18 protein-coding genes are annotated in these 22735 nt (G+C 45.7%); 5 read left to right on the plus strand and 13 right to left on the minus strand.

Annotation, left to right across the window (positions count from 1 at the left end):
• Window positions 1-260: 260 nt before the first annotated feature.
• From QZ135_RS05645 to QZ135_RS05665, 5 genes are all read right to left on the minus strand, one after another.
• Window positions 261-2744, minus strand: coding sequence for a glycoside hydrolase family 95 protein (locus tag QZ135_RS05645; protein WP_294606643.1), 2484 nt, complete (start codon window positions 2742-2744; stop codon window positions 261-263).
• 119 nt (window positions 2745-2863) lie between these two features.
• The gene (locus tag QZ135_RS05650) at window positions 2864-3517 is read right to left on the minus strand and encodes an HAD family hydrolase (RefSeq protein WP_294606645.1); all 654 of its coding nucleotides are present in this window, start codon (window positions 3515-3517) and stop codon (window positions 2864-2866) included.
• 384 nt (window positions 3518-3901) lie between these two features.
• The gene (locus QZ135_RS05655; RefSeq protein WP_294606647.1) at window positions 3902-5581 is read right to left on the minus strand and encodes a glycoside hydrolase 43 family protein; all 1680 of its coding nucleotides are present in this window, start codon (window positions 5579-5581) and stop codon (window positions 3902-3904) included.
• Window positions 5582-5709: 128 nt separating this feature from the next.
• A complete protein-coding gene (locus tag QZ135_RS05660) occupies window positions 5710-6930 on the minus strand; it encodes a DUF4861 domain-containing protein (RefSeq protein ID WP_294606649.1) in 1221 nt (406 codons plus the stop codon).
• Window positions 6931-7212: 282 nt separating this feature from the next.
• Window positions 7213-8823: a glycoside hydrolase family 28 protein gene (locus QZ135_RS05665; protein WP_294606651.1), complete on the minus strand. Its 1611-nt coding sequence runs from the start codon at window positions 8821-8823 to the stop codon at window positions 7213-7215.
• A gap of 505 nt (window positions 8824-9328) precedes the next feature.
• Between QZ135_RS05665 and QZ135_RS05670 the strand changes: the two genes are divergently transcribed.
• Both QZ135_RS05670 and QZ135_RS05675 read left to right on the plus strand, forming a co-directional pair.
• Complete coding sequence (locus QZ135_RS05670) at window positions 9329-10186, plus strand: SDR family oxidoreductase (protein ID WP_073312601.1); 858 nt, start codon at window positions 9329-9331, stop codon at window positions 10184-10186.
• A gap of 114 nt (window positions 10187-10300) precedes the next feature.
• Window positions 10301-11005: an SAM-dependent methyltransferase gene (locus QZ135_RS05675; RefSeq protein ID WP_294606654.1), complete on the plus strand. Its 705-nt coding sequence runs from the start codon at window positions 10301-10303 to the stop codon at window positions 11003-11005.
• On the opposite strand, the gene QZ135_RS05680 is transcribed toward QZ135_RS05675, so the two are convergent.
• The 8 genes from QZ135_RS05680 to QZ135_RS05715 form a co-directional block, all read right to left on the minus strand.
• Complete coding sequence (locus QZ135_RS05680; protein ID WP_294606655.1) at window positions 10971-12089, minus strand: hypothetical protein; 1119 nt, start codon at window positions 12087-12089, stop codon at window positions 10971-10973. The genes QZ135_RS05675 and QZ135_RS05680 overlap by 35 nt on opposite strands.
• Window positions 12090-12145: 56 nt before the next feature.
• Window positions 12146-13015 carry a lipoyl synthase gene (gene lipA, locus QZ135_RS05685; protein ID WP_294606657.1) on the minus strand — a complete coding sequence of 290 codons (870 nt, stop codon included), beginning with the start codon at window positions 13013-13015 and terminating at the stop codon, window positions 12146-12148.
• Window positions 13012-15225 carry a S9 family peptidase gene (locus QZ135_RS05690; RefSeq protein ID WP_294606660.1) on the minus strand — a complete coding sequence of 738 codons (2214 nt, stop codon included), beginning with the start codon at window positions 15223-15225 and terminating at the stop codon, window positions 13012-13014. Before QZ135_RS05690 ends, lipA begins: the two co-directional genes overlap by 4 nt.
• Before the next feature lie 55 nt (window positions 15226-15280).
• Window positions 15281-15589: a HigA family addiction module antitoxin gene (locus QZ135_RS05695; protein WP_009131687.1), complete on the minus strand. Its 309-nt coding sequence runs from the start codon at window positions 15587-15589 to the stop codon at window positions 15281-15283.
• 4 nt (window positions 15590-15593) lie between these two features.
• Complete coding sequence (locus QZ135_RS05700; RefSeq protein WP_294606662.1) at window positions 15594-15905, minus strand: type II toxin-antitoxin system RelE/ParE family toxin; 312 nt, start codon at window positions 15903-15905, stop codon at window positions 15594-15596.
• 166 nt (window positions 15906-16071) lie between these two features.
• On the minus strand, window positions 16072-16833 hold the full coding sequence (locus QZ135_RS05705) for a sugar isomerase domain-containing protein (RefSeq protein WP_009131686.1): 762 nt from the start codon (window positions 16831-16833) through the stop codon (window positions 16072-16074).
• Window positions 16834-16869: 36 nt separating this feature from the next.
• Complete coding sequence (locus QZ135_RS05710; protein WP_294606665.1) at window positions 16870-18015, minus strand: MFS transporter; 1146 nt, start codon at window positions 18013-18015, stop codon at window positions 16870-16872.
• Window positions 18008-18967 (minus strand): ROK family protein, encoded by a 960-nt coding sequence (locus tag QZ135_RS05715; protein WP_294606666.1) that lies wholly within the window; start codon window positions 18965-18967, stop codon window positions 18008-18010. Before QZ135_RS05715 ends, QZ135_RS05710 begins: the two co-directional genes overlap by 8 nt.
• 525 nt (window positions 18968-19492) lie before the next feature.
• On the opposite strand from QZ135_RS05715, the gene QZ135_RS05720 reads away from it, so the two are divergent.
• From QZ135_RS05720 to nagB, 3 genes are all read left to right on the plus strand, one after another.
• Window positions 19493-20422: a TIGR01212 family radical SAM protein gene (locus QZ135_RS05720; protein ID WP_294606668.1), complete on the plus strand. Its 930-nt coding sequence runs from the start codon at window positions 19493-19495 to the stop codon at window positions 20420-20422.
• A gap of 60 nt (window positions 20423-20482) precedes the next feature.
• Window positions 20483-21691 (plus strand): FprA family A-type flavoprotein, encoded by a 1209-nt coding sequence (locus tag QZ135_RS05725; RefSeq protein ID WP_294606670.1) that lies wholly within the window; start codon window positions 20483-20485, stop codon window positions 21689-21691.
• A gap of 100 nt (window positions 21692-21791) precedes the next feature.
• Complete coding sequence (gene nagB, locus QZ135_RS05730; RefSeq protein ID WP_294606672.1) at window positions 21792-22604, plus strand: glucosamine-6-phosphate deaminase; 813 nt, start codon at window positions 21792-21794, stop codon at window positions 22602-22604.
• Window positions 22605-22735 lie beyond the last annotated feature (131 nt).

The following is a 22735-nucleotide window of genomic DNA, read 5'->3' on the forward strand; positions in this document are numbered from 1 at the left end:
AATATGATTTTTTTCGTTAGTGTGTTCGGGCACACTGTTAATTCATTGTTGCAAATGTATAGGGATGTGAAAAGATAAATGTGTAATATCTGTTTTTAGGGTGGTATTTTTTGTTATTTACTGTCTATTATGCTTTTGCGGATTACCTAAATGATGTTATATAACAGAAAAGAGGGGAATTTATTGTTCCCCTCTTGACATTTTAACATATTCCCAACCGACTTTCGCCAGTAGCTCTATGGTTTTAATTACTATTTAGCTTATAGCCCTTTTGCCGTCAAAATGTACTCATTTCCTGCATTCGTATCTATGTCATACACATACGTCTGTGCATATTCCGGTACACAAACTGGAGCATTGGCTGCAACCAGTGGCTTGCGAATACTCTGTGATTGCAAAAGCGGGTTATCAGATACTTCCTGCGAGGTAGAGCTCAATTTTTCCCCATTCAAATAAAGGGGAGTCAGACTTCGGATGCGGAGTGTGCCGCCGATATTAGAAGTGATTATGGCTGTTTGCAACTCACCGTTTGCCCATCTCATTTCTTTAACCGTAAATCCTCCGCGGCAACGGATACCTTTTAGTGTTCCCTGTTTCCATACTTCGGGCAATGCCGGAAGAAGATGAATGGCACCATCATGGCTTTGAACAAACATCTCGGCAATACCGGCCGCACAACCAAAGTTTCCGTCAATCTGGAAAGGCGGGTGGGCATCAAACAGGTTCGGATAAGTACCTCCATTTTGTCCCTTTTCATCGGTAGTGGGATGAAGTTGTTCGGTAATCAGTTGATAAGCGTGATTGCCGTCCAGCAGGCGTGCCCACAGGCAGACTTTCCAACCCATAGACCAACCGGTGGAGTGGTCACCACGACCGATTAACGATTTTTTGGCGGCTTCGAACAGGATAGGAGAGTTGTATGCACTGATCTGGCGTCCGGGATATAAGCCCCAGAGGTGGGAAACGTGACGGTGGCGGTCTTTGGGATTATCCCAGTCGTGCATCCACTCCTGTAATTGGCCCCAACGACCTACTTGCATGGGGGCTAGATGATTAACTACCATTTGCAGACTATCGGTAAATGCGGTGTTTTCCTTCATTAACTGGGCGGCAGTAATGGTATTATAGAACAAATCGTATATCATCTGGTTATCCATTGTGGTTCCTGCAACGACTACGAAGTCCCGCTTCCCATTGACAACCGGTCTGTTCTCCGGAGAGTAGGAGGGAGCTACCACCAGCCAGTTATTTTCAGGTTCACGTACCAGAAAATCCAGGTAGAACTCGCAAGCACCACGCATCAGAGGATATACTTCGGCAAGATAGTTCTTATCACCGGAGAAAAGATAGCGATCCCACAAATGTTGACAGAACCAGGCGTTGCAGGTAGGCCAGATGCCATAACCGGGGCCGTCTACGGCACCAGTGCTGCGCCAGATATCCGTATTATGGTGCAGCGTCCAGCCGCGGCAGCCATACATAGCGGCGCTTTCACGTCCCTGTATGGCTACTTCTTTCACTAATTGCAGGAAAGGTTCGTGTATTTCGGGCAGGGAAGTGCTTTCGGCAGGCCAGTAGTTCATTTCTACATTGATGTCGGTGGTGTATTTGCCATCCCACGGGGCACGGAGCTGATAGTTCCAGATACCTTGCAGGTTGGCTGCCTGTCCGCCGGGTTGCGAACTACATATCAGCAGGTAGCGTCCGAACTGGAAGTACAGGGCCGCCATTTGCGGGTCGAAGCTGGAACTGAATTCTTTGACGCGTACGTCAGTCGGTTTATCGGCCTGGGCATTGCGACCCAAGTCCAGTGATACGCGGTTGAAGAACTTCTGATAGGTGCTGATATGGGCTGCTTTACTTTTTGTATAGTTCTTGTTTACGTTTGCCAGATACTTCTGCGCCGTAGCTTGGGCATTGCCGGAGACGTCTTTATAGTTCACAAAGTTGGTGCCCATGGAAACATATAGAGTGACGCTATTGGCATTTTTCACTTGCAGGGTGCTGTCCGACAATACTTCCAGATTTCCGCCGTTGTTCTCTATACGGGTGAGGGCGGTGAATTCAACTTTACCTTCGATGCCTTCGTGGTCATTGGCTTTCCCATTGAGTTGCAGCTCTTTTCGGGGAGAGATGCAACGCACAATGTTCTCTTTGTAAGGAGTTGTATATTTGGCGGTGAATGAGATGCTCTTCTTTTGTGAGGCTGTCAGGCGGATAACCAGTACCTGGTCGGGGAAAGAAGTATAGGATTCCCGGGTATAAGTCACTCCGTTGGCTGTGAAGCGGGTGGTGCTGATAGCTTTTTCAATATCCAGATCGCGGTAATAATCAGTATAGTTACTGATTCCGTCGAAATCGAGATGCAGCGTTCCTACAGTCTGATAAGGCATTCCATTGGCTGATTGTGAGCAGATGGCGGGGCCGCAAAGAGCCTGTGCTTCCGCATTCTTACCTTCGAAGATAAGCTGGCGGATGCGTGGCAAAGCCTCTTTGGCTTTAGGGTTGGTATTGTTGTGAGGGGAGCCGCCCCATACGGTTTCTTCGTTCAATTGGAACTGTTCGTGCGCAGGATCACCGAAAACCATCGCACCTATACGTCCGTTACCTAATGGCAGAGCTTCCACCCATTGTGTGGCGGGGGTGTCGTACCATAATTTAAGTGTTTCATCTGCTTGCTGTGCCTGCACGTTACTTCCTATGCAGGCTACGGCGAAGCATGCTAATAACCATTTCTTTATCATTGTTTTTCATTTTTGGTATTTCGATTGCAAGATTAGGCAGTTTGCGGCACTTTCAGGGGGAATATCTGGCTAAAAAGGAGTAAAAATAGAATTATGTCACATTGCAGTGCATTTCCTTTTTACTTGAAAGCTATTGCCGCTATCTCTTCAGCCTTGTCCACTATGTAATCCGGGTGGAATGTTTCCAATTCCGTGCGCGGACGGAAGCCCCAGGTTACACCGCAGGATGTCACTTCCGCATTGTTGGCAGTCTGCATATCTACGCCGGAGTCTCCCACGTAGAGAACGTCTTTTGTTGAAAGTTGCGCTATTTGCAATATGTCATGTACAACGGTGGGATCGGGCTTTACATTCACCCCTTCCCGTTGCCCGAAGACGGCGGTGAAGCGGATATTTGGGAAATAGTGGGCTATCAGTTTCTCAGTGGCAGCCTGATATTTATTGGAAGCAACGGCCAGTTGCAGGCCTTTGGCTTGCAATTCATCCAGAAGTTCCGTAATGCCGGGATAGGGACGGCTTTTGTCGGCGTTATGCTGGTCGTAATAAGGTACGAACTCTTTGCGTACGCGCAAAACATTTTCTTCCGTTCTGCTTTCTTCGGGCAGGGCACGTTCAAATAGTTTGTTGATGCCGTTGCCAACCATGAAATTATACTTTTTTTCTTCATGGGTGGGATAACCTAACGCAGCTAATGCGTGGTTGGTACTTTGTGCCAAGTCGGCAATGGTGTTCAGCAGGGTTCCGTCTAAATCGAATATAACCAGTTTCTTCATATTTCTTTAGGTGTTTTTTATTAGAGAACACAAATATAGCGCATTCCGTTCAAACAATATCAGAGTAAAAGAAGAAAACTCTGCAGGGAGACTTCTGCTATCTTGTGGCATATCTTCCGTTACTTTACGGGGAAACTCTTTTTATCCCAAATGGTAACTTCATTTACATGCCGAGGTAAAGGTCGTTACATGCCGTGGTAAAGACCGTTACAATAGGAGGTAAAGGTCGTTACATGCGGCGGTAAATGCTTTTACATCCTGCGGTAAATAATTGGTAAATGCAATGTGTTGATATTTAGTGGTATATGCAAAAAGAAAATTCCTCCTTACTGAAAACAAAGTCTCAGTAAGGAGGAATGAATGATGATAGCTAAAGCACTATTTTTATTTCTTGGTGATGCGGAACCAGTCAACATCCGCCCATCCGCCGTCATTGGTCGTGATGGCAGGACGTGTGCAGAATGTACCTACCTTTACGCCAATCCATTTGCCCTCTTTGGCCTGGAAGGGTTTGCCAAGCGACTGATACTTCTTTCCGTCGAGGCTGTAACTGAAATTGCACATTACCAATAAGTCATGTCCGCCTTCGCTCTTGGAGATTTTCTTTCCGTCGCTGGTGAACTTTACTTTCAGGTAGATAGTGTTGTCCGTTAAGTCAACTGTGCCGTTCACTTCTTCCGGAGTGCCTTTGTCGGCTTTCGGGCAAGATACCTGAGAAAGAACGAGTCCTTTATCTGTATTTTCCAGAATCAGTCCGGCGTAGTCCATACCCATCACTACCAGTCCGGTACGTTCGCCTTTATATTTCTCTGTCGGCTTGAAGGTCAGCTTCATTGTAGCGGTGAAGTTGGGAGCCGGAGCTTTCTGCAACAACAGGTTGGCAACGTCGAAGAGATTCTTGTACTCTTTCACAACCGGATAAGAGTACAGGCGTACAATGCTTTGGTCGCCTGCATAATAGGCCCACTTCTCGTTGATGTTGGCATGCCATTGCCATTGTGGGGACAGGGTATAACCGTCGAATTCATCACTTTCCTGCGGAGTGCAGATAGGATAAGTCTTGCCTACGTTAGGTTTCTTGTAAGTCATCACGGGTTCGCCGCAGCCGTCACCGTCTTTGTCGATACCGATAACGGGCCAGTCGTTCACCCATTTCATGGGTTGCAGATGCACCAGACGACCGTAAGCGCCTACGTCCTGGAAGTGGAAGAACCAGTCTTCACCGGTCGGGGTGTCTACCCATGCACCCTGATGGGGGCCATTCACTGGGCTGTCACCTTGTGCAAGCACTGTTTTCCATTCATAGGGACCGTATACGTTTTTGGAGCGGAGCACTACCTGCCAGCCTGTGGGAACACCACCTGCCGGATGGAAAATGTAATAGTAACCGTTGCGTTTGTAGAATTTCGGGCCTTCGCAAGTCTGGTGTGCCTCATGACCATCGAAGATGATGCGTGACGGAGTGATGGCTTTGGTTGCTTCGGCATTCAGTTCGCAGATGGTGATGACACTTTTCAGTTCGGCGCGGCTGCCTGCATAGGCATGAACCATATACACTTTACCGTCGTCATCCCAAAGCGGGCAGGTGTCGATGATGCCTTTGCCCGGCTTCACCAGTACAGGCTCGGTCCACGGACCTTTCGGATCTTTGGCTTTCACCATGAAAGCACCCTGGTCGGGGTCTCCCCAGAAGATATAAAACTCACCGTTGTGATGGCGGATGGCGGGCGCCCATACACGGTTACCGTGTTCGGGACGTTCGGGAGTTTCAATGGGGGGGAGTGCGTAAGGTACGGCAGCACCGATGATAGTCCAGTTCACAAGGTCTTTGGAATGGAGTATCTGGAGTCCGGGCAGACAATTGAAACTGGAGGATGTCATGTAGTAGTCATCTCCTACACGGCAGGCGTCCGGGTCGGAATAGTCTGCATAGAGCACCGGGTTCTTGTACTTACCATTTCCTTGGTCGGCTACCCATACCTCGGAAACATAGTTCTTCTGCTGTGCCGCCAGTGGCAGGGCGAGCAACAGGCATAGACTCATGAGGGTCTTTCTTGCTTTCATGTTTTTTAGCTATTAGTGATTAGTTATTTGTAAGCTACAGGCTACAAGCTACGAGTGCCATTCGGCACGATAGCGCAGCTACTTGTCACTCGTAGCTTGTAGCTTGTCACTTAATTTAGTGCATAGCACTAAATTATCACTTTCACCGTTGCCGGATGTTCCAGTTCCTCCTTCCACTCGCGGATATAGGCAAACCATGCTTCGGGCGTCTTGTATCCGAAAGTTTCTTTCATGGAAGTGAATGTGATATTGTGAGTGAAGTATTTGCTGCCTTTGGCACCAATGGTGTACAGATAGTTGGCTTTGTCCTTCACTTCATCTTTTACATATTTCTGTGGAATGTACGTACCCAATCCTACGGTTTCTTTGGCGTACTTCACCGTGTCATTTACGGGCCAGTCCGTTCCCCAGCAACCTATCAGACCTTTGTGGTCGGAGTAAGAGACAGAACCTTTGATGTCTATGACGCCGGTACAGAAGATTTCATCCTTCAGTGGTTCGGCAAAGAAAGTTTCCACGAATACGTCGCGGTGTCCGCCGTAGAGGGTGTAACGGTTGGTCATGTTCAGTTCCGAGCCCTGATATTGCCAGTCGGTCACTTCTATTTCCGAGATGGTGCGCACCGGACCGTAGGCAATGATACGTTCGGTGAGAGTGGCAACGGGAGTGATGTGGGTTGCTTTCTTGCCGTCCCAGCCTTTCAGTGCACCCAGACCGCAACTGCCGCCTACCAGGAGAACATCATCTCCGAAACCACGTGCCAGTTGTTCGTCAGTCGGATAGAATTGTGATTCTTTGATTTCGAAACCTTTATTGAATTTTCCGTAGATATCAACGGTTTGCTTATGGTCGAAGTACAGGCGGTAAGCCACTAACTCAGACTCGAAAGCCGGACCGTGGTGATGCATCTGGTTGTATATATTGCTGGTGCCCGGAATGGTTACGGACTGCACAGGCACATGTTTGCCTCTTTTGTCGCTGACGAGCATTTCTGCATACACGCGGGCGGGATACGTCTTGTCGCTTTTGGCAGAAGACAGGGTGACAGTCAGTGTCTTTTTGCTCTTGGCGGGCAGGTCGATAACGAATGCCAGTTCATCGGGGCGGCGGTCACCGTCCAGATCGTCCAGTTGCGAGGGGATTTCCTCGTTGCCGTTCATGACAACTGCCGAGCGTACACGGAATTGGGGATTGATTTCGCTGAGTTTGATTACTACCGGTTCGTCAGCTTTCGCCTTGTTCCAGGCATTGCTTACTTCCACTGTAAAACTCTTTTCTGCGTCTTGTGCCTCTACTACAGCAGAAAGGCCGCACAATAACAGTAATACTGTAAAGATTTTCTTTCTCATGGTTCTTAAATATATAATTAATTTGCCACAAAAGTAGTGCAAACCTCGCGTAATTCCTTTTCTATTTTGATATAAATACTGTCAGCTTTGTGAGTAAGGTCAATAAATTTGTTTGCGTACATTCTTTATTAACTTATATCTGCACGGTTATGAATCAGCTACAGGCTACAAGTGCCTTTCGGAACATAGCGCAGCTACTTGTAGCTTGTAGCCGGTAGCTCGTAACTAATACGTTATGAATTAACTGATGATTTACTGAGTATCTGTCATCCTGAACCCTAATCACTTATACAAATCGATGTTCAAAGCTTTAGCTGCCGAGTTGTTATATGTTTTTCCGTTTACTTTCAGGTCTTTGGCCTGCTTCACCTGCAATGCCTTGCCTTTTGTCTCTATCTTTACATTTTCGATAGAAACATTTTCGGCCTGGCTAATAACGATACCTTCTTTGGCATCCGTAACCACAACATCTTTTACATGTACATTGCGGATAGGCATTTCCGGCAGACCGTTGAAGAACATGGCACGTCCGGCACCTTTGCAAGTTACATTCGTAATATGGATATCGCGGAAAGCGGGAGTTTCTTCCGTTACGGGTGGAACAGACGATTTCATTCTGCCTGCCAGGTCAGCTTCCGTTTCTTCACCGGCAGCCTTGCCGCCATAGAAGAGGTCGAACAGCAGTGCTTCGTGCGGAATGTCAATCATATTGATGTTGTGGATATAAATACCTTCAACCAAACCACCACGTCCACGGGTACTTTTGAAACGCAGACCTACGTCTGTGCCAAGGAATGTGCAGTCTGTTACATATATATTCTTTACGCCGCCTGACATTTCGCTACCTACCACAAAACCGCCATGACCGTGCAATACGGTGTTATTCTTTACAATCACATTCTGGCAAGGCTCGCCACGTCTGCGGCCGTCTTCGTCTTTACCTGACTTGATACAGATAGCATCGTCACCCGCATCAAAGATGTTGTTGATAATCAGTGCATTCTTGCAAGACTCCAAATCGAGTGCATCGCCATTCTGCGAATACCAGGGATTGAATACCTTTACATTGTGGATAGTGATATGTTCGCATGACAGTGGGTGCAGACACCAACTGGGGGAGTTCTTGAAAGTAACGCCTTCCAATAATACTTTCTTGCTCTTCACGATATTCAGCAACACCGGACGCAGCCACGGGCGGATTTCATTCCATTCTTCATCTGTTTCAATGCCTTCCGGATTATTGAAATCTTTGGTAGCCATAGCTCCTTTCAAAGCTCCGGCAGTGGGATACCAGATGCTACCGGATGCATCGACAACACCTCCCGATTTAACCAGGCTATTCCATTGACCGGAAGTCAGTTTGCCTTTCTTCACCGGACGCCAGCTATCACCCGAACCATCGAATACGCCATGTCCTGTAATTGCAATGTTTTCAGCATTCCATGCAGAAATAGGGGATTGGCAACGACGGGTATCCAGTCCTTCAAAAGATGTCTTTATAATAGGATAAGCTTCAAAGTCGTCTGTGAACAGAACCAGTGCGTTCATCTCTGTGTACAGATTAACATTGCTCAGCAATTCGATTGGACCGGTCAGCCACAAGCCTTCGGGGATGACTACTTTACCGCCGCCTTTAGCGTTGACTGCTTTGATTGCGTCGTTGATAGCCTTGGTATTCAGTATAATGCCGTCTCCTTTGGCTCCAAAGTCTATAATACTGACTGTATAGTCCGGAAATGTGGGTTGTTCCACTTTCGGCATATCGAAGGGTAAATTCTCATAGATACTATCATCTATATAATCTCCGTTTTGGGCTTTCACCGTGTTCTGAACGGGTAGCAAAGGGAGGGTTAGTGCAGTAAGCACCAATAGCTTTTTGACAAATGTGTTCATTCGTGATACTATATTTTAGTTATAAATTATTCGTTATTAGTTGTGGATTAACAGGTCTTTCCTTAACTCTCAACTTCTTTAATTATTATCCTCCCGCAAGCGGCTCTCCCGAGTGGCTTACGAAAGAAATAATAAATGATTCATGTTAACCTAATTCTAACCTTAAATAAATATTATGAAAAAACCTCTTAATTACCGTTTGCAAATGTATCGGGCTTTAGTGGAAACCATGTGCATAATTTGTTGGTTTAGGTGGATTTTTTGTGGTTTTGTCCTTTTCTTTGCACACTTTCGGGGTTTTTATGCAGAAAGTTCATATCTTTAAATAAGATAGGCGGCATTTCAGCAAAGGCAAAAATAAGCAAGCTTATTTTGCTATGCGTTCAATTTGCACTATCTTTGCGACCTCAAAATCAGTGAACAAGGTGGAAAGATGCAAGATAACAAGGCGATGCCTTGCTTACTTGTTCCCTGAAAACCTTGTCAACTTTTAATTATTATAGGTATGAGTTACAATTTGTTGAAAGGAAAAAGAGGCATTATTTTCGGTGCTCTGAATGAGCAGTCCATTGCCTGGAAAGTAGCAGAAAAAGCTGTAGAAGAAGGTGCAACAATCACCTTGTCAAACACTCCGGTAGCAGTTCGCATGGGCGAAGTATCTGCACTGGCAGATAAATTGCAATGCGAAGTTATTCCCGCAGATGCTACAAGCGTAGAAGATTTGGAAAATGTATTTAAGCGTTCCGTAGAAGTGCTGGGCGGTCAGATTGACTTTGTGCTCCACTCTATCGGCATGTCTCCCAATGTTCGCAAGAAACGCACGTATGATGATTTGGATTATGATATGCTGGACAAGACGCTGGATATTTCCGCCGTGTCTTTCCATAAGATGATACAGGCTGCCAAGAAGTTGAATGCCATTGCAGATTACGGCTCAATCCTTGCATTGAGCTATGTGGCTGCACAACGCACATTCTATGGTTACAACGATATGGCAGATGCCAAGGCATTGTTGGAGTCCATTGCACGTAGCTTCGGTTATATCTATGGTCGCGAACATAATGTACGTGTCAATACAATCTCTCAGTCACCGACTATGACAACTGCAGGTTCGGGTGTGAAGGGGATGGATAAATTGTTCGATTTCGCCAACCGTATGTCTCCGTTGGGCAATGCATCAGCCGATGAATGTGCCGACTATTGTATCGTGATGTTCTCCGACCTGACCCGTAAGGTGACTATGCAGAACTTATTCCACGATGGTGGTTTCTCCAGCGTAGGTATGAGTCTTCGTGCCATGGCCACTTATGAAAAAGGGCTGGATGAGTATATGGATGAAAATGGAAACATTATTTACGGTTAGGCCGTAAAAGTTAATAATGAAAGAATTAATAATGAAAGGCTGTTTGCTTCCATTTTTAATTCTTTCATTCCTTTCCTTCCTCTTTCATTTTTTCATTCTTTCATTTCTTAATTTATGATTCCTGCTCTTTATCTTTTGCCCGTCACTTTGGGGGATACCCCTATTGAAACTGTGTTGCCTTCTTATAATAAGGAGGTCATACTTGGTATTCGTCATTTCATTGTAGAAGATGTGCGTTCGGCGCGCCGCTTTCTGAAAAAGGTGGAACGGGAAATAGATATTGATACGTTGACTTTTTATCCGCTGAATAAGCATACATCGCCCGAGGATATTTCCGGTTATCTGAAACCGTTGATGGCAGGGCAATCTATGGGAGTGATTTCCGAAGCCGGTTGTCCGGCAGTGGCCGACCCGGGAGCGGATGTCGTGGCGATTGCCCAGAGGAACAACCTAAAAGTGGTTCCGTTGGTAGGACCGTCTTCCATTATCTTGTCTGTGATGGGCTCGGGATTCAACGGACAAAGTTTTGCTTTTCATGGCTATCTCCCCATCGAACCGGATGAGCGTGCCAAGAAACTGAAAACCTTGGAACAGCGAGTTTATGCCGAGCAACAGACACAGCTTTTCATTGAAACACCTTACCGCAATAATAAAATGGTGGATGATATTTTGCGTACCTGCCGCCCGCAAACCAAACTTTGTATTGCTGCGAACATTACGTGCGAAGGAGAGTATATCAAAACCAAAACAGTGAAAGAGTGGCAGGGAAAAGTTCCCGACCTTTCTAAAATTCCTTGTATTTTTCTCTTGTACAAATAACTTCTTTCAGATGCTCGTATTCATTCTCAAAGCAGCAGCTAAAGAAGTTCTTGCCTAAATTATGTTCTATCTGTTGGAAAGTCCAGAGCTTTCCATCTTTTATCTGCTTATCCCGTAAAAGATTGTCATCTTCTATATCAAGAAGGAAAAGGTAGATAAGCCGGTTTGTTACTTTATTTTCAAAATGATACATGATATTGAATTGTAAGTCCTGTATCGGAGCTTGTGGAAATGCCTGTTTCACAAGGCGGACGATGCTTTGTTCCAGAGTTTCTCCGTATAAGAGGTAGCACTCCATCGGCACATCGGTTTTTCCCCGTTCGAGAATGCAACGTTGCGAACGCGGGCGTAGATAGAGCATGCCGTTGTGAGATACGGCAATACGGACTACCGGGTTGATATATTCATTCTTCCGGTTGATGGCATCTACTGCCAGGCTTCTTCCGATGACATCTCCTTTCGTATTGACAATGGGAACAAAAGCAGTATGCTCCATCATTACGTTGAAATAGAGGATGCCGAACTGATTGAACAGTATACTCAATATAAATACGGCGGGCGGACAAAAACGGAACAGTACATTCCGGGCGGTATCACTTAAAGGACCGGGAACCAGTATAGCTATGAAGATGGCCAGCAGATGGATGAAAGTGATAATGATAACCACCCGTGCAGATACAATGGCAGATTCCGCCCCCTGTGCAAAAAGCTGTTTGCAACATTTCTTTGATTGGGAAATCTGATGGGCAAGAAATCTTCTTCTGTTCAGGAAGATAACGACAATCGGTATGAGAGTGCTGATTTCCAACGTCAACGGAAACATGTCGCGAGTGGAGCAATCACCGAAGAAGAAAGTGGTAAGAGTTAATAACAGGAGCATTCCCGTAGTACAGTAAAGCAGGAAATTGGGAATTCTGGCTCCTTTATTCCATAGTGTAAATAAACTATAAAGGACCCCTACACCTGCACCAATGTAGATGGAAATGTCTTGGGTTATGAATTCGCATAATACAATAGATACGATAGCAGGGATAAATCCCAAAGACATATTGAACTTAGATGATAGAACTCCTTTTTTAGACATTGCTACATTATTTTGTCGTTATCTTATAGATAACAAATAAATAGAGCAATTGGTTTTTATTTCGTTTCTTTTTTATAAAATCTGATTTGTTTTTCGGCGTGGTAAGAGGAGCGTACTAAAGGTGCACTCTCTACTTGGTCGAAGCCTTTGGTTAAACCTGTCTCTTTGTAAGAAGCAAATTGTGCAGGGGTAACGTACTCTGCTACAGGATAGTGCTTGTGTGATGGCTGAAGGTATTGACCGATTGTCAATATCCGGCAACCCACCCGGCGCAGGTCGTCCATCAGTTCTTCCACTTCTTCCGGAGTTTCTCCCAACCCTGCCATAATGCCCGATTTGGCTGTTGTTCCGCTATCGGCTATTTGACGTATCACTTCCAGACTCGTATCATAACGGGCAGCACTGCGCACCAAGGGGGTGATGCGTTTCACTGTTTCCATATTGTGGGAGATGATTTCCGGACAAGCCTCGATTACTTGTGCAACCAAATCTTTCTTTCCTTGGAAGTCCGGGATAAGTACTTCGACCGTGGTTTCGGGGTTCAGTCGTTTGATTTCCCGGATGGTACGCGCCCAGTGTGCTGCTCCGAGGTCGGGCAAATCATCCCGGTCTACGGAGGTGATGACTGCATGAGATAGCTTCATCAAAGCTATGGACTCTGCCACATGGGTGGGTTCATCCGCATCCAGCGGAAGCGGTTTGCCTGTTTGGGTATTGCAGAATTTGCAGCAACGGGTGCAGATGTCACCGCCTATCATGAAGGTGGCGGTTCCTTTTCCCCAGCATTCTCCCATGTTGGGGCAACGTCCGCTGCTGCAAATGGTGTGCAGGCAGTGGGAGTCGACGATACGTTTGGTTTCGGTGTACCGTTCGTTGGCTCCTATACTTATTTTAAGCCATTCGGGCTTGCGTATTCTGTCTGTCATTTCAACTCTTTCTCAAAGAAGTTCGTCAGTTTTGTATACAGGTGATAACGGGTATTGCCGCCATAGATACCGTGGTTGCGGTTCGTATAGACTTGCATATCGAATTGCTTGTTCAGTTGCACCAGATGTTCTGCGTATTCAGCGCAATTCTGGAAATGAACATTATCGTCCGCCATGCCGTGAACTAACAATAAGTTTCCATTCAGATTGTTGGCATGTGTGAAGGCGGAAGAACTTTTGTATCCTTCGGCATTCTCCTGCGGGGTACGCATGAAGCGTTCGCCGTAGATGGTATCGTAATAATTCCAGTCGGTCACGGCAGCTACGGCAACTCCGGCTTTGAAGACGGGGGTACCTTCACTCATACTCATGATGGTCATGTATCCGCCGTAGCTCCATCCCCAGATGCCGATGCGGTTCTTGTCTACATATGGCTGGCTACCCATATATTGGGCGGTTGCCACTTGGTCTTTCGCTTCTTTTACACCCAGATTGAGATAGGTGCACTTCTCGAATTCCGCACCGCGTCCGCCTGTTCCGCGTCCGTCCACGCAGACGACAATGAAACCGCGGCTTGCCATGTAAGTCTCCCAACTGATAGCCCATGTGTCGAGCACTTGCTGGGAACCGGGACCGCTGTATTGATACAGAAGTACAGGATATTTCTTGGATGCGGAGAAATCTGTCGGTTTCATCATCCAGCCGTTCAGCGTTACGCCGTCCTGCGTCTGGAAAGTGAAGAATTCCTTCTGGGGTATGTTGTATTTCGCCAGGGTTTGCTTCAATGGGTCGTTGGTTACCAGCGTACTCAATACTTTGCCTGTATTGTCGTTCAGGGTGATAACAGTAGGAGTACTCAGATTTGAATAGCGGTTCATGTAGTACTTCATGTTCGTGCTGAACTGGGCACTGTTGATACCGGGCTGAGCGGAAAGTTTAGTCTTCTTTCCCTTGCGGTCTATCTTATACACAGCTTGGCGGAGCGGGCTTTCTTCATTGCTGATATAATAGAAGCTGTCATCAGCAGCATCCCAGCCTAAGAAGTTCTTTACTTCGTAGTTTCCGGCAGTGACTTGCTTAATCAGGTTGCCGCCCATGCTGTACCAGTACAGATGGTTATAACCGCTCTTTTCGCTCAGATAACTAAAGTTATCGGGATAGAAAATAATATTGTCGAATACATTCTCCTTAATATAAGCATCGCTTTCGTCGCGCAACACCTGTTTGCAAACCGTGGAACGTGGGTCGCCGAAGTACATGTCCAAGCGGTTCTGATGACGGTTCAGCGTCACGATAGCCAGTTTGTTAGGGTCTTGTGTGAAGCGGATGCGCGGAATATACCCGTCAGCATCCATAGGCACCTGCATTTTGCGGGTTACTTTCGACTTGATGTCAAAGGTATGTACAGATACCTTTGAATTCGCTTCTCCGGTTTTGGGATATTTATAGGTATAATCACCCGGGTATTTCTCAAAGGCTGAGATATGGGGATTGCTTCCGGCAAAAACCGGGAAACTGTAAGAAGGTACGTCTGTCTCGTCAAAACGGATATAGGCCAGTATTTTACTGTCGGCACTGAATTCCAAAGCGCGGTTGAAGGAGAATTCTTCTTCATATACCCAGTCGGGAATGCCATTCAGCACAGCATTGCGTTTGCCATCTTCCGTAACCTGGCTTTCGCTGTTGCCATACAAGAATTTTACGAGATAGATATTATTATCTCGCACGAAAGCAACCATCGTTCCGTCCGGTGAGAATACCGGTACCTGCTGCGGACCGCCGTCGGACAGTTTCTCCACTATATTGTTGATTTCTCCGTTGATGTTCCGTTTCAGACTATATATATAATGTATAGCGGTATAAGAATGGCGATAAATCGGAGTCTTTTCCGTAGCGATGAGTAATTTGCCGCCATCCGGCGAAAAACTGTAGCTGTCGAATGTCTTGAACGGACATTCGCGGGCGGTAGCGGCATCAAATAATACTTCTACCTGTTTTCCCGTTTTGAAGGAATATTTGATAATCTGCGTTCCTGCCGCATTCATTTGTGAATAGTGTTCTCCGTCTCCGGGAATAGGAATCACTCCGTAAATGTTTTCAGCACGGAACTTACCCGATACAATGTCTTTTAAATCAAGTGCCTGACCGCCTTGCGCAAAACCTGCCAATGTGCAGAGGCAAAGAAGAATTGCAATACTTATCTGTTTCATAATTTTGATTGATTTCTTTAGTGGGTGGATATGGGAATAAATTATTAAAAGAAGACTATAACAAGGAAGCACACATTTTGCGTATTTCGTGTAGTCTATTATTCAGCGTACTTTCTTTACGGGCGACAGCCATATTGTAACGGGTTTGCATGTTGACAAGCAGTTCCGCATTAATATCCAAAGCCGCTTCCACCATTAAGGCAAAGTCGCTGGTTATGGGGCGTTTTCCGTTTAGTATCTCATTGAGCATAGTATAGGATACTCCTAAAACTTCTGAAAATTTCTTTTGAGAGATTTTACGGCATTCTAATTCTTCTTTCAAAACATCTCCCGGATGCGTTGGTATTCTTTTTACTGTATTCATAATTTTATTGATAATGATTGGTTATATCCAATACGGTACATATTGTTACAACTGTCTCGCTTCCTTCTTTTTTTATTTTGAATTCCAGTCGATAATGATAGTCTATACGTATAGAGAAGCTATCTTTACCATGCAGTGCCTCGAAATTTAATGAGTTGAAGACGAATAAGTCTTCAATTCTTGTTGCTCCCGTCAAGGTATCTATACGTTTCTGGTATTTCTTTACTACAGATGTATCAAAGCGGTGTTTCTTATCCTTGCATTTGCCATCTTCATAAAGGTCACGCAGATAGTCTTTGTCATATTCAATAATCATTGTTCTATCTTTATGTTACAAAGATAACTCTAATTTGAGATATTCACTCATTTAGTGAATATTTATTTTGTTTTATTCAATAAAAAAAGCCCGTCCAGCTTTGTGGGGGCAAAGCTGAGGCGGGCTACCGTCACTCATAGATGATGATTAGGGTCGTCTGTTGTTTTTAGAGGATTTTTACTTTTTTCTGATACTCGGCAATGGCTGCATCCAGACGTTCATGAGCCGTTGTATCGCCCGGAACATTATGTGACGGGTGTATGTACAATTGTACGCCACGGTCTGCCAGAATCTCGGCAACGGTGGTGATGGTCATCCATACCATAGTCACAAAGCTTAGAGTAGACAACGGACCTACCTTGTCAAAGTGGTTCTTCAAAGGCACGGAAGCATCTACCAAAGGCACGCACGAGTCAACTACGATGTCTGCAAGCTGAAACAGGTTCTTACCGCTGGAATGACGGCTTGCCTTGTCGCCCGTTTCTCCGGCCGAACCGTAAACAATCACTTTCATACCGCGTTTCTTTGCTTCCAGTGCCACGTCGATATTCACTGCATTGATGCCTGTGTGAGAGAAAATCCAGAGGCAATCTTTGGAATCGAAATCGTAATTCTTCATGATTGCTTGTCCGTAGCCTTCGGTTCTTTCCAGAAAAAGGAATTGGTGGATACCCATCTGGCCGATGATTTGTGTAAAGAATGTCAGCGGGAGTTCGCATAGCGGGTGGAAACCTACGAAGCTACCAATGCGCGGATACATTTCCTCAACAGGGATAGTAGCGTGACCGCATCCGAACGTGTGTACCCAGCGTCCGGCCTCGATAGAGTCTGCCATAACGGTGGCTGCCTTTTTGATATTCTCCAATTGCGTGGCTTCCAGTTTTTCCATGATGCCATGCGCGTTTTTTAACCATTCTAATGCTAACATAATTTTTTTGTTTTTTTAGGGGGTAAATAATTTCTTTTATCTGAGTGAACGTTTAAACAATAAGAGCATGATGAGCAGGGAAACAATCATCATGTATGGATACACTGCGATGCTGTATCCTTGTGAAATGATTCCCGTGAGGCTGTTCAGCAACGTCTGTCCGATAAGGGCGATGACGAGTGCCACGCTGAAGGCCGTTCCCGAAAGGGAGGCGTACCGGCTGCCGATGATGCTGAGTATAACGGGGAATGTGGATGCCAATCCCGCACCAATCAGCACCATGCCTGCGGCGGCACGTGCGAAGTTGGGCGAGAAAGTCAATAGCGCGAAGCCTACCGCAGCCGTAATCAGGCTGGTGCGCAGGACTGTCTCCTGTTTTATCTTTTTGAACAGGACTACCAGCAACAAGCGGGCAACGGTCAGTCCGGCCACCATACAGGTCAGTGCCATGAGAGCACGGTTTTCGGGAATGCTGGTGGTTTGCCCCAGATAGAGAGTAGTCCAATTGTTGCATACACCTTCGATACCACTTTGGAAGAACAGGATGAAACTAAGCAACAGCAGGCTGCTTTCCTTCAACAGTCCCAATCCTTCCTTAATGGGAAATCCTTGCGGCTGTTTGGGGGCGGGGAAGCGTACACCGAGGCAGAACAGAATACCTGCCAGCATCACAATGCCTGTGCCTTGCAGTATTATTTCAAAAGAATAGTATTCGGACAGGAAACTCAGTAACACAGGAATGCCCAATGCTCCTATGCCATAGAACGCTCCGAGCAGACTGAGGCGTGAACCTTTCTCCTCCTCATTGGAAATATCGGCTACCAATGCATTCGTTTCGCCGTTCAGAATGCCGCCACCCAGCCCGATGCCTATAATTGAGAGCTGTAGTAACGGAATGCTTGTGAAGAAAGCGATTCCCTCCAGTCCGAGTAGCACCACCAGGCAACTGAGCAATAACAAAGCCTTATGTCCGAAGCGGTCCACAATAGGACCGAACAGTAGGGAACCTCCCAATAGGCCGAGAGGCAGGAACGTCACCAATGCAGTGGCTTGGAGGTTATCCAAACCCAGTTTGGCGGTGAGGGATGGCAATACCGCCCCCAACGTAATCATCGAAATGCCAAAGAAGCACATACCGATGCACGCAGCCGTGAATACCAGATTCTTTTTGTAATTACTCATATAAATGCTTTTTAATAGCAAGAAAAGCGGCTCCTATCAGTCCGGCATTGCCGGATAGTTGAGAGGCTACATATTCCACCTGTTTGATGCTGAGCGGTTGTGCCCATTTGCAGGCTTCTTTGTAGATGTCGTCAATGAAAATGCCGGCGGGACCAAATACACCGCCACCCCAGATTATTTTTTGCGGGTTGAGCAGACTGACAATATTGGCAGAAGCCATTCCCCACATTTCTATGGCTTTGTGCAGAACGGAAACTGCAATCGGGTCTTTCTCATTATATGCGCTGAACACGTCGTAAGCGGAAATGCGGCAAATTGGCTTCTGGCGCAGGCGCCCTTTATAGGACTTGTTTGCACGGACAGCATCCCGCACTCTGGCTCCGATGCCATTGCCCGAAGCATAATATTCAAAGCAACCGCAAGCATCATATTCTTCATTATAAGGCGGCTGTAGTGCCATCCAACCCGTAGCGCCGATGATGTCACTTGCGCCATGCAGCACATGCCCGTCGATGATGATGCCTGCGCCGATGCCTGTTCCCACCGCAATGAACACTGCGCTGTGGCAGTCTTTGGCGGCTCCTTGCCACATTTCTCCATACATGTAGCAGGTGCGGTCGCTATCGATGTAAATGTCAATGCCCGGTGCAGTTACGGTACGGAGCACTTCTTGTAGTGGATAGTTTTCCCACCCGGGGATGTTCGGCGCCCATACGCGTCCCGTCTGTGAATAAACGATGCCGGGCACACATACGCCGATACCGTCAATCTGGATGCGGCTTCTACGGGCAACAGTCAGGAGTTTGGCAAGGATTTCTGCAGCGAGTTTACCTACTTCGTGTCCTGTCCTTCCTTTCAGCAGGCGCTTCCGGTTGAACAACATACTTCCGTCAGGGAGGAAAATAGCACTTGCTATTTTGGTACCGCCTATATCGAGAGCAATGGTAGCCATGGTGATTATAGTATTTATAGGTTGATTTATCAAGGTTTTAGGCAAAGCTATGAATTTATTTCGTTTTCTATGCTTCGGAAAGGAAGAAAATGTGTGTAAAATATGTCACTAATCACTAAAATATATGTAATACAATTGGCTTTTACTGTAAGATAGTTATTGAATATGCTTGAAAATCAGTAGTTGAAACGTTTTTTTGTACAGCCTAAAAAATATTCATTTATGTTCGTTAACAAATTTATCCGAGTAGTAACTACTCAGTTATGCTAATAGCTTGCTACTGACCTACTCCTTACTTACTCCCTACCTACTCCTTACCTTCTCCTTCTCTATGGGAAAGGAGAAGGTCCGGTTCAGCTCCGGTTTAAATGAGTGATAAATCTATAGCTGGTATATTATAGGTTTGTGCATCTGTTATATTGAACTGCCTCCCTTATGAGGTGATTGACTATTTGTATAATTTGTGTTCCTTTAGCACATACTTCCCGGAGAAAAGCCTTATTTTTGTCATTAAATAACTGATATATGGATTCTACACCTATATTATATAATGAGTTTCCACTCTTTTTGAAACGTTATTTTCCGTATAAGGTACAGAAAATATCGCTCAACGCCGGCTTTACTTGTCCCAACCGGGATGGTTCCAAAGGTTATGGCGGTTGTACTTACTGCAATAACCAGACTTTCAATCCCGAATATTGCCGTACAGAGAAATCCGTCACCCGGCAACTGGAAGAAGGCAAAGTCTTTTTCTCCCATAAGTATCCCGAAATGAAATATCTTGCCTATTTTCAGGCATATACCAACACTTATGGTGAACTGGATGCTCTGAAACGAAAGTACGAAGAAGCTCTGACAGTGCCCGATGTGGTAGGATTGGTCATCGGCACCCGTCCGGACTGCATGCCGGATGCTTTGCTGCGTTATCTGGAACAGGTGAACAAAAATACCTTTTTATTAGTTGAATACGGCATCGAAAGTACCAATGATGCAACGCTTCGCCGCATCAATCGCGGACATACCTATCAGGATACGATAGATGCCGTGGAACGCACTGTTGCCTGCGGCATCCTTACAGGCGGGCACGTCATATTGGGGCTTCCGGGAGAGACGCACGGAGAGTTGGTAGAACAAGCCACAACCTTATCGCGCTTGCCACTCACCACTTTGAAAATGCATCAGTTGCAATTGATACGTGGCACCCGCATGGCACATGAATACGAACAGAACCCCGAAGATTTCCATCTGTTCGATGTAGAAGAATATATTGACTTGGTGGTGGACTACATAGAGCATCTCCGTCCTGATTTAGTACTGGAACGCTTTGTCTCACAGTCTCCTAAAGAATTGTTAATTGCGCCCGACTGGGGGCTGAAAAATTATGAATTTAACCATCGTGTGCAAAAAAGAATGCGTCAGCTTGGTGCTTATCAGGGAAAGAAATATGAAATGTGAGAAAAAAAACTTATTTTTGCGGTTGTTTAAATGTGGAATCAATCTAAATAAAGAAGTATTATGAACCAAAAGACAATGATAAAAGGAAAAATACACTACGTAGGAGTGAATGACCGCAACAAGCATCTGTTTGAAGGCCTGTGGCCGTTGCCTTACGGAGTGTCCTATAACTCTTATCTGATAGATGACGAAACTGTAGCGCTGATTGATACGGTAGATGCCTGTTACTTTGAGGTATATCTCCGTAAGATAAAAAGCATTATCGGCGAACGTCCCATTCAATATCTCATTATCAATCACATGGAACCCGATCATTCCGGTTCCATCCGACTTATAAAACAGCATTATCCCGATATCATCATCGTAGGTAACAAGCAAACTTTCGGCATGATTGAGGGATATTATGGCGTAACGGGCGAACAATACGTTGTGAAAGACGAAGATTTCCTGGCGCTGGGACATCATAAACTGCGTTTCTACCTGACACCGATGGTGCACTGGCCCGAAACCATGATGACTTTTGATGAAACGGAAGGTGTACTTTTCTCCGGTGACGGATTCGGTTGTTTCGGTACGCTGGATGGTGGCTTTCTCGATACCCGCATCAATACCGACCGTTATTGGGACGAGATGGTGCGTTATTATTCCAACATTGTAGGTAAATACGGTTCTCCGGTGCAGAAAGCTTTGCAGAAGTTGGGCGGACTGCATATCACCACCATTTGCTCCACTCACGGTCCCGTATGGACAGACTATATAAATAAGGTGATAGGCATTTATGACAAACTGAGCCGTTATGCTACGGACGAGGGTGTGGTGATAGCCTATGGTTCCATGTATGGTCATACAGAACAGATGGCGGAAGCAATTGCTGCCGAGCTATCTGCTCAGGGTATCAAGAACATTGTGATGCACAATGTGAGCAAGAGCAATCCCTCTTATATTATTGCTGACATCTTTAAATATCGTGGCCTGATTATCGGTAGCCCTACTTATAGTAACCAGATTTATCCGGATATAGAGTCTTTGCTTTCCAAGATATTGATACGCGAAGTGAAAGGCCGCTATCTGGGCTATTTCGGTTCATTCACTTGGGCCGGTGCTGCGGTGAAGCGTATGGCTGAATTCGCAGAGAAGAGTAAGTTCGAAATCGTAGCCGATCCGGTAGAAATGAAGCAAGCGATGAAAGACATCACTTACGAACAATGCGAACACCTGGCACGTTCTATGGCAGAGCGCCTGAAGAAGGACAGGGGGGAGAATTATTAAATATAAATTGCCATGTGGTATCACAGCGCAGCCAGTTAATAGTTTATAATTAATAATTCATAGTTAGAACTGTTTATTAACCTGATAAAAAACAATCACAATGAGACTAATCATCCAACCGGATTATCAATCCGTATCCAAGTGGGCTGCACATTATGTGGCCGCTAAAATCAAGGCAGCTAACCCGACGCCTGAAAAACCGTTTGTCTTGGGATGTCCTACCGGTTCATCGCCGCTTGGCATGTACAAAGAGTTAATCGACCTGAATAAGAAAGGAATTGTTTCCTTCCAGAATGTGGTTACCTTCAATATGGACGAGTATGTAGGTCTGCCCAAAGAGCATCCCGAAAGCTATTACTCTTTCATGTGGAACAATTTCTTCAGCCATATCGATATCAAACCGGAGAATACCAATATCCTGAATGGTAATGCTGCCGACTTGGATGCTGAGTGTGCACGCTATGAAGATAAAATTAAATCTTATGGCGGCATCGATTTGTTCATGGGTGGTATCGGTCCTGACGGACACATCGCTTTCAATGAGCCGGGCTCTTCTTTATCTTCACGTACGCGTCAGAAGACTTTGACAACAGATACCATCATTGCTAATTCACGTTTCTTTGACAACGATGTGAACAAAGTGCCTAAAACAGCTCTTACGGTAGGTGTAGGTACAGTGCTTTCCGCCAAGGAAGTGATGATTATTGTGAACGGACATAATAAAGCCCGTGCCCTCTATCATGCAGTAGAAGGTGCTATCACACAGATGTGGACTATCAGCGCCCTGCAAATGCACGAAAAAGGTATTATCGTGGCAGACGATGACGCAACTTTTGAACTGAAAGTTGGTACGTATCGTTATTTCAAAGATATTGAGGCGGACCATCTGGATCCTGTTTCTTTACTGAAGTAAAAAAAGCACTTCATATAAGAGTAATTGCGCAGTCTGCTTTCCGTTGATAGTGTGGGGGGGATGCGCAATTCTTTTTTTAAGCCTTGTCCGCTTCTTACTTGGAAATAATATCTCTTTTTTGAGGTAATGTG

Source organism: uncultured Bacteroides sp. (assembly GCF_905207245.1).
Classification (GTDB): Bacteria; Bacteroidota; Bacteroidia; order Bacteroidales; family Bacteroidaceae; genus Bacteroides.

Coding starts and splice junctions, on each gene's coding strand:
- QZ135_RS05705 (WP_009131686.1), bottom strand. CDS start 16,833: ATGTTAGCATTAGAATGGTTAAAAAACGCGCATGGCATCATGGAAAAA.
- QZ135_RS05720 (WP_294606668.1), top strand. CDS start 19,493: ATGGATTCTACACCTATATTATATAATGAGTTTCCACTCTTTTTGAAA.
- QZ135_RS05660 (WP_294606649.1), bottom strand. CDS start 6,930: ATGAGAAAGAAAATCTTTACAGTATTACTGTTATTGTGCGGCCTTTCT.
- QZ135_RS05725 (WP_294606670.1), top strand. CDS start 20,483: ATGAACCAAAAGACAATGATAAAAGGAAAAATACACTACGTAGGAGTG.
- QZ135_RS05655 (WP_294606647.1), bottom strand. CDS start 5,581: ATGAAAGCAAGAAAGACCCTCATGAGTCTATGCCTGTTGCTCGCCCTG.
- QZ135_RS05695 (WP_009131687.1), bottom strand. CDS start 15,589: ATGAATACAGTAAAAAGAATACCAACGCATCCGGGAGATGTTTTGAAA.
- QZ135_RS05680 (WP_294606655.1), bottom strand. CDS start 12,089: ATGTCTAAAAAAGGAGTTCTATCATCTAAGTTCAATATGTCTTTGGGA.
- QZ135_RS05645 (WP_294606643.1), bottom strand. CDS start 2,744: ATGATAAAGAAATGGTTATTAGCATGCTTCGCCGTAGCCTGCATAGGA.
- QZ135_RS05665 (WP_294606651.1), bottom strand. CDS start 8,823: ATGAACACATTTGTCAAAAAGCTATTGGTGCTTACTGCACTAACCCTC.
- lipA (WP_294606657.1), bottom strand. CDS start 13,015: ATGACAGACAGAATACGCAAGCCCGAATGGCTTAAAATAAGTATAGGA.
- QZ135_RS05675 (WP_294606654.1), top strand. CDS start 10,301: ATGATTCCTGCTCTTTATCTTTTGCCCGTCACTTTGGGGGATACCCCT.
- nagB (WP_294606672.1), top strand. CDS start 21,792: ATGAGACTAATCATCCAACCGGATTATCAATCCGTATCCAAGTGGGCT.
- QZ135_RS05710 (WP_294606665.1), bottom strand. CDS start 18,015: ATGAGTAATTACAAAAAGAATCTGGTATTCACGGCTGCGTGCATCGGT.
- QZ135_RS05670 (WP_073312601.1), top strand. CDS start 9,329: ATGAGTTACAATTTGTTGAAAGGAAAAAGAGGCATTATTTTCGGTGCT.
- QZ135_RS05715 (WP_294606666.1), bottom strand. CDS start 18,967: ATGGCTACCATTGCTCTCGATATAGGCGGTACCAAAATAGCAAGTGCT.
- QZ135_RS05650 (WP_294606645.1), bottom strand. CDS start 3,517: ATGAAGAAACTGGTTATATTCGATTTAGACGGAACCCTGCTGAACACC.
- QZ135_RS05700 (WP_294606662.1), bottom strand. CDS start 15,905: ATGATTATTGAATATGACAAAGACTATCTGCGTGACCTTTATGAAGAT.
- QZ135_RS05690 (WP_294606660.1), bottom strand. CDS start 15,225: ATGAAACAGATAAGTATTGCAATTCTTCTTTGCCTCTGCACATTGGCA.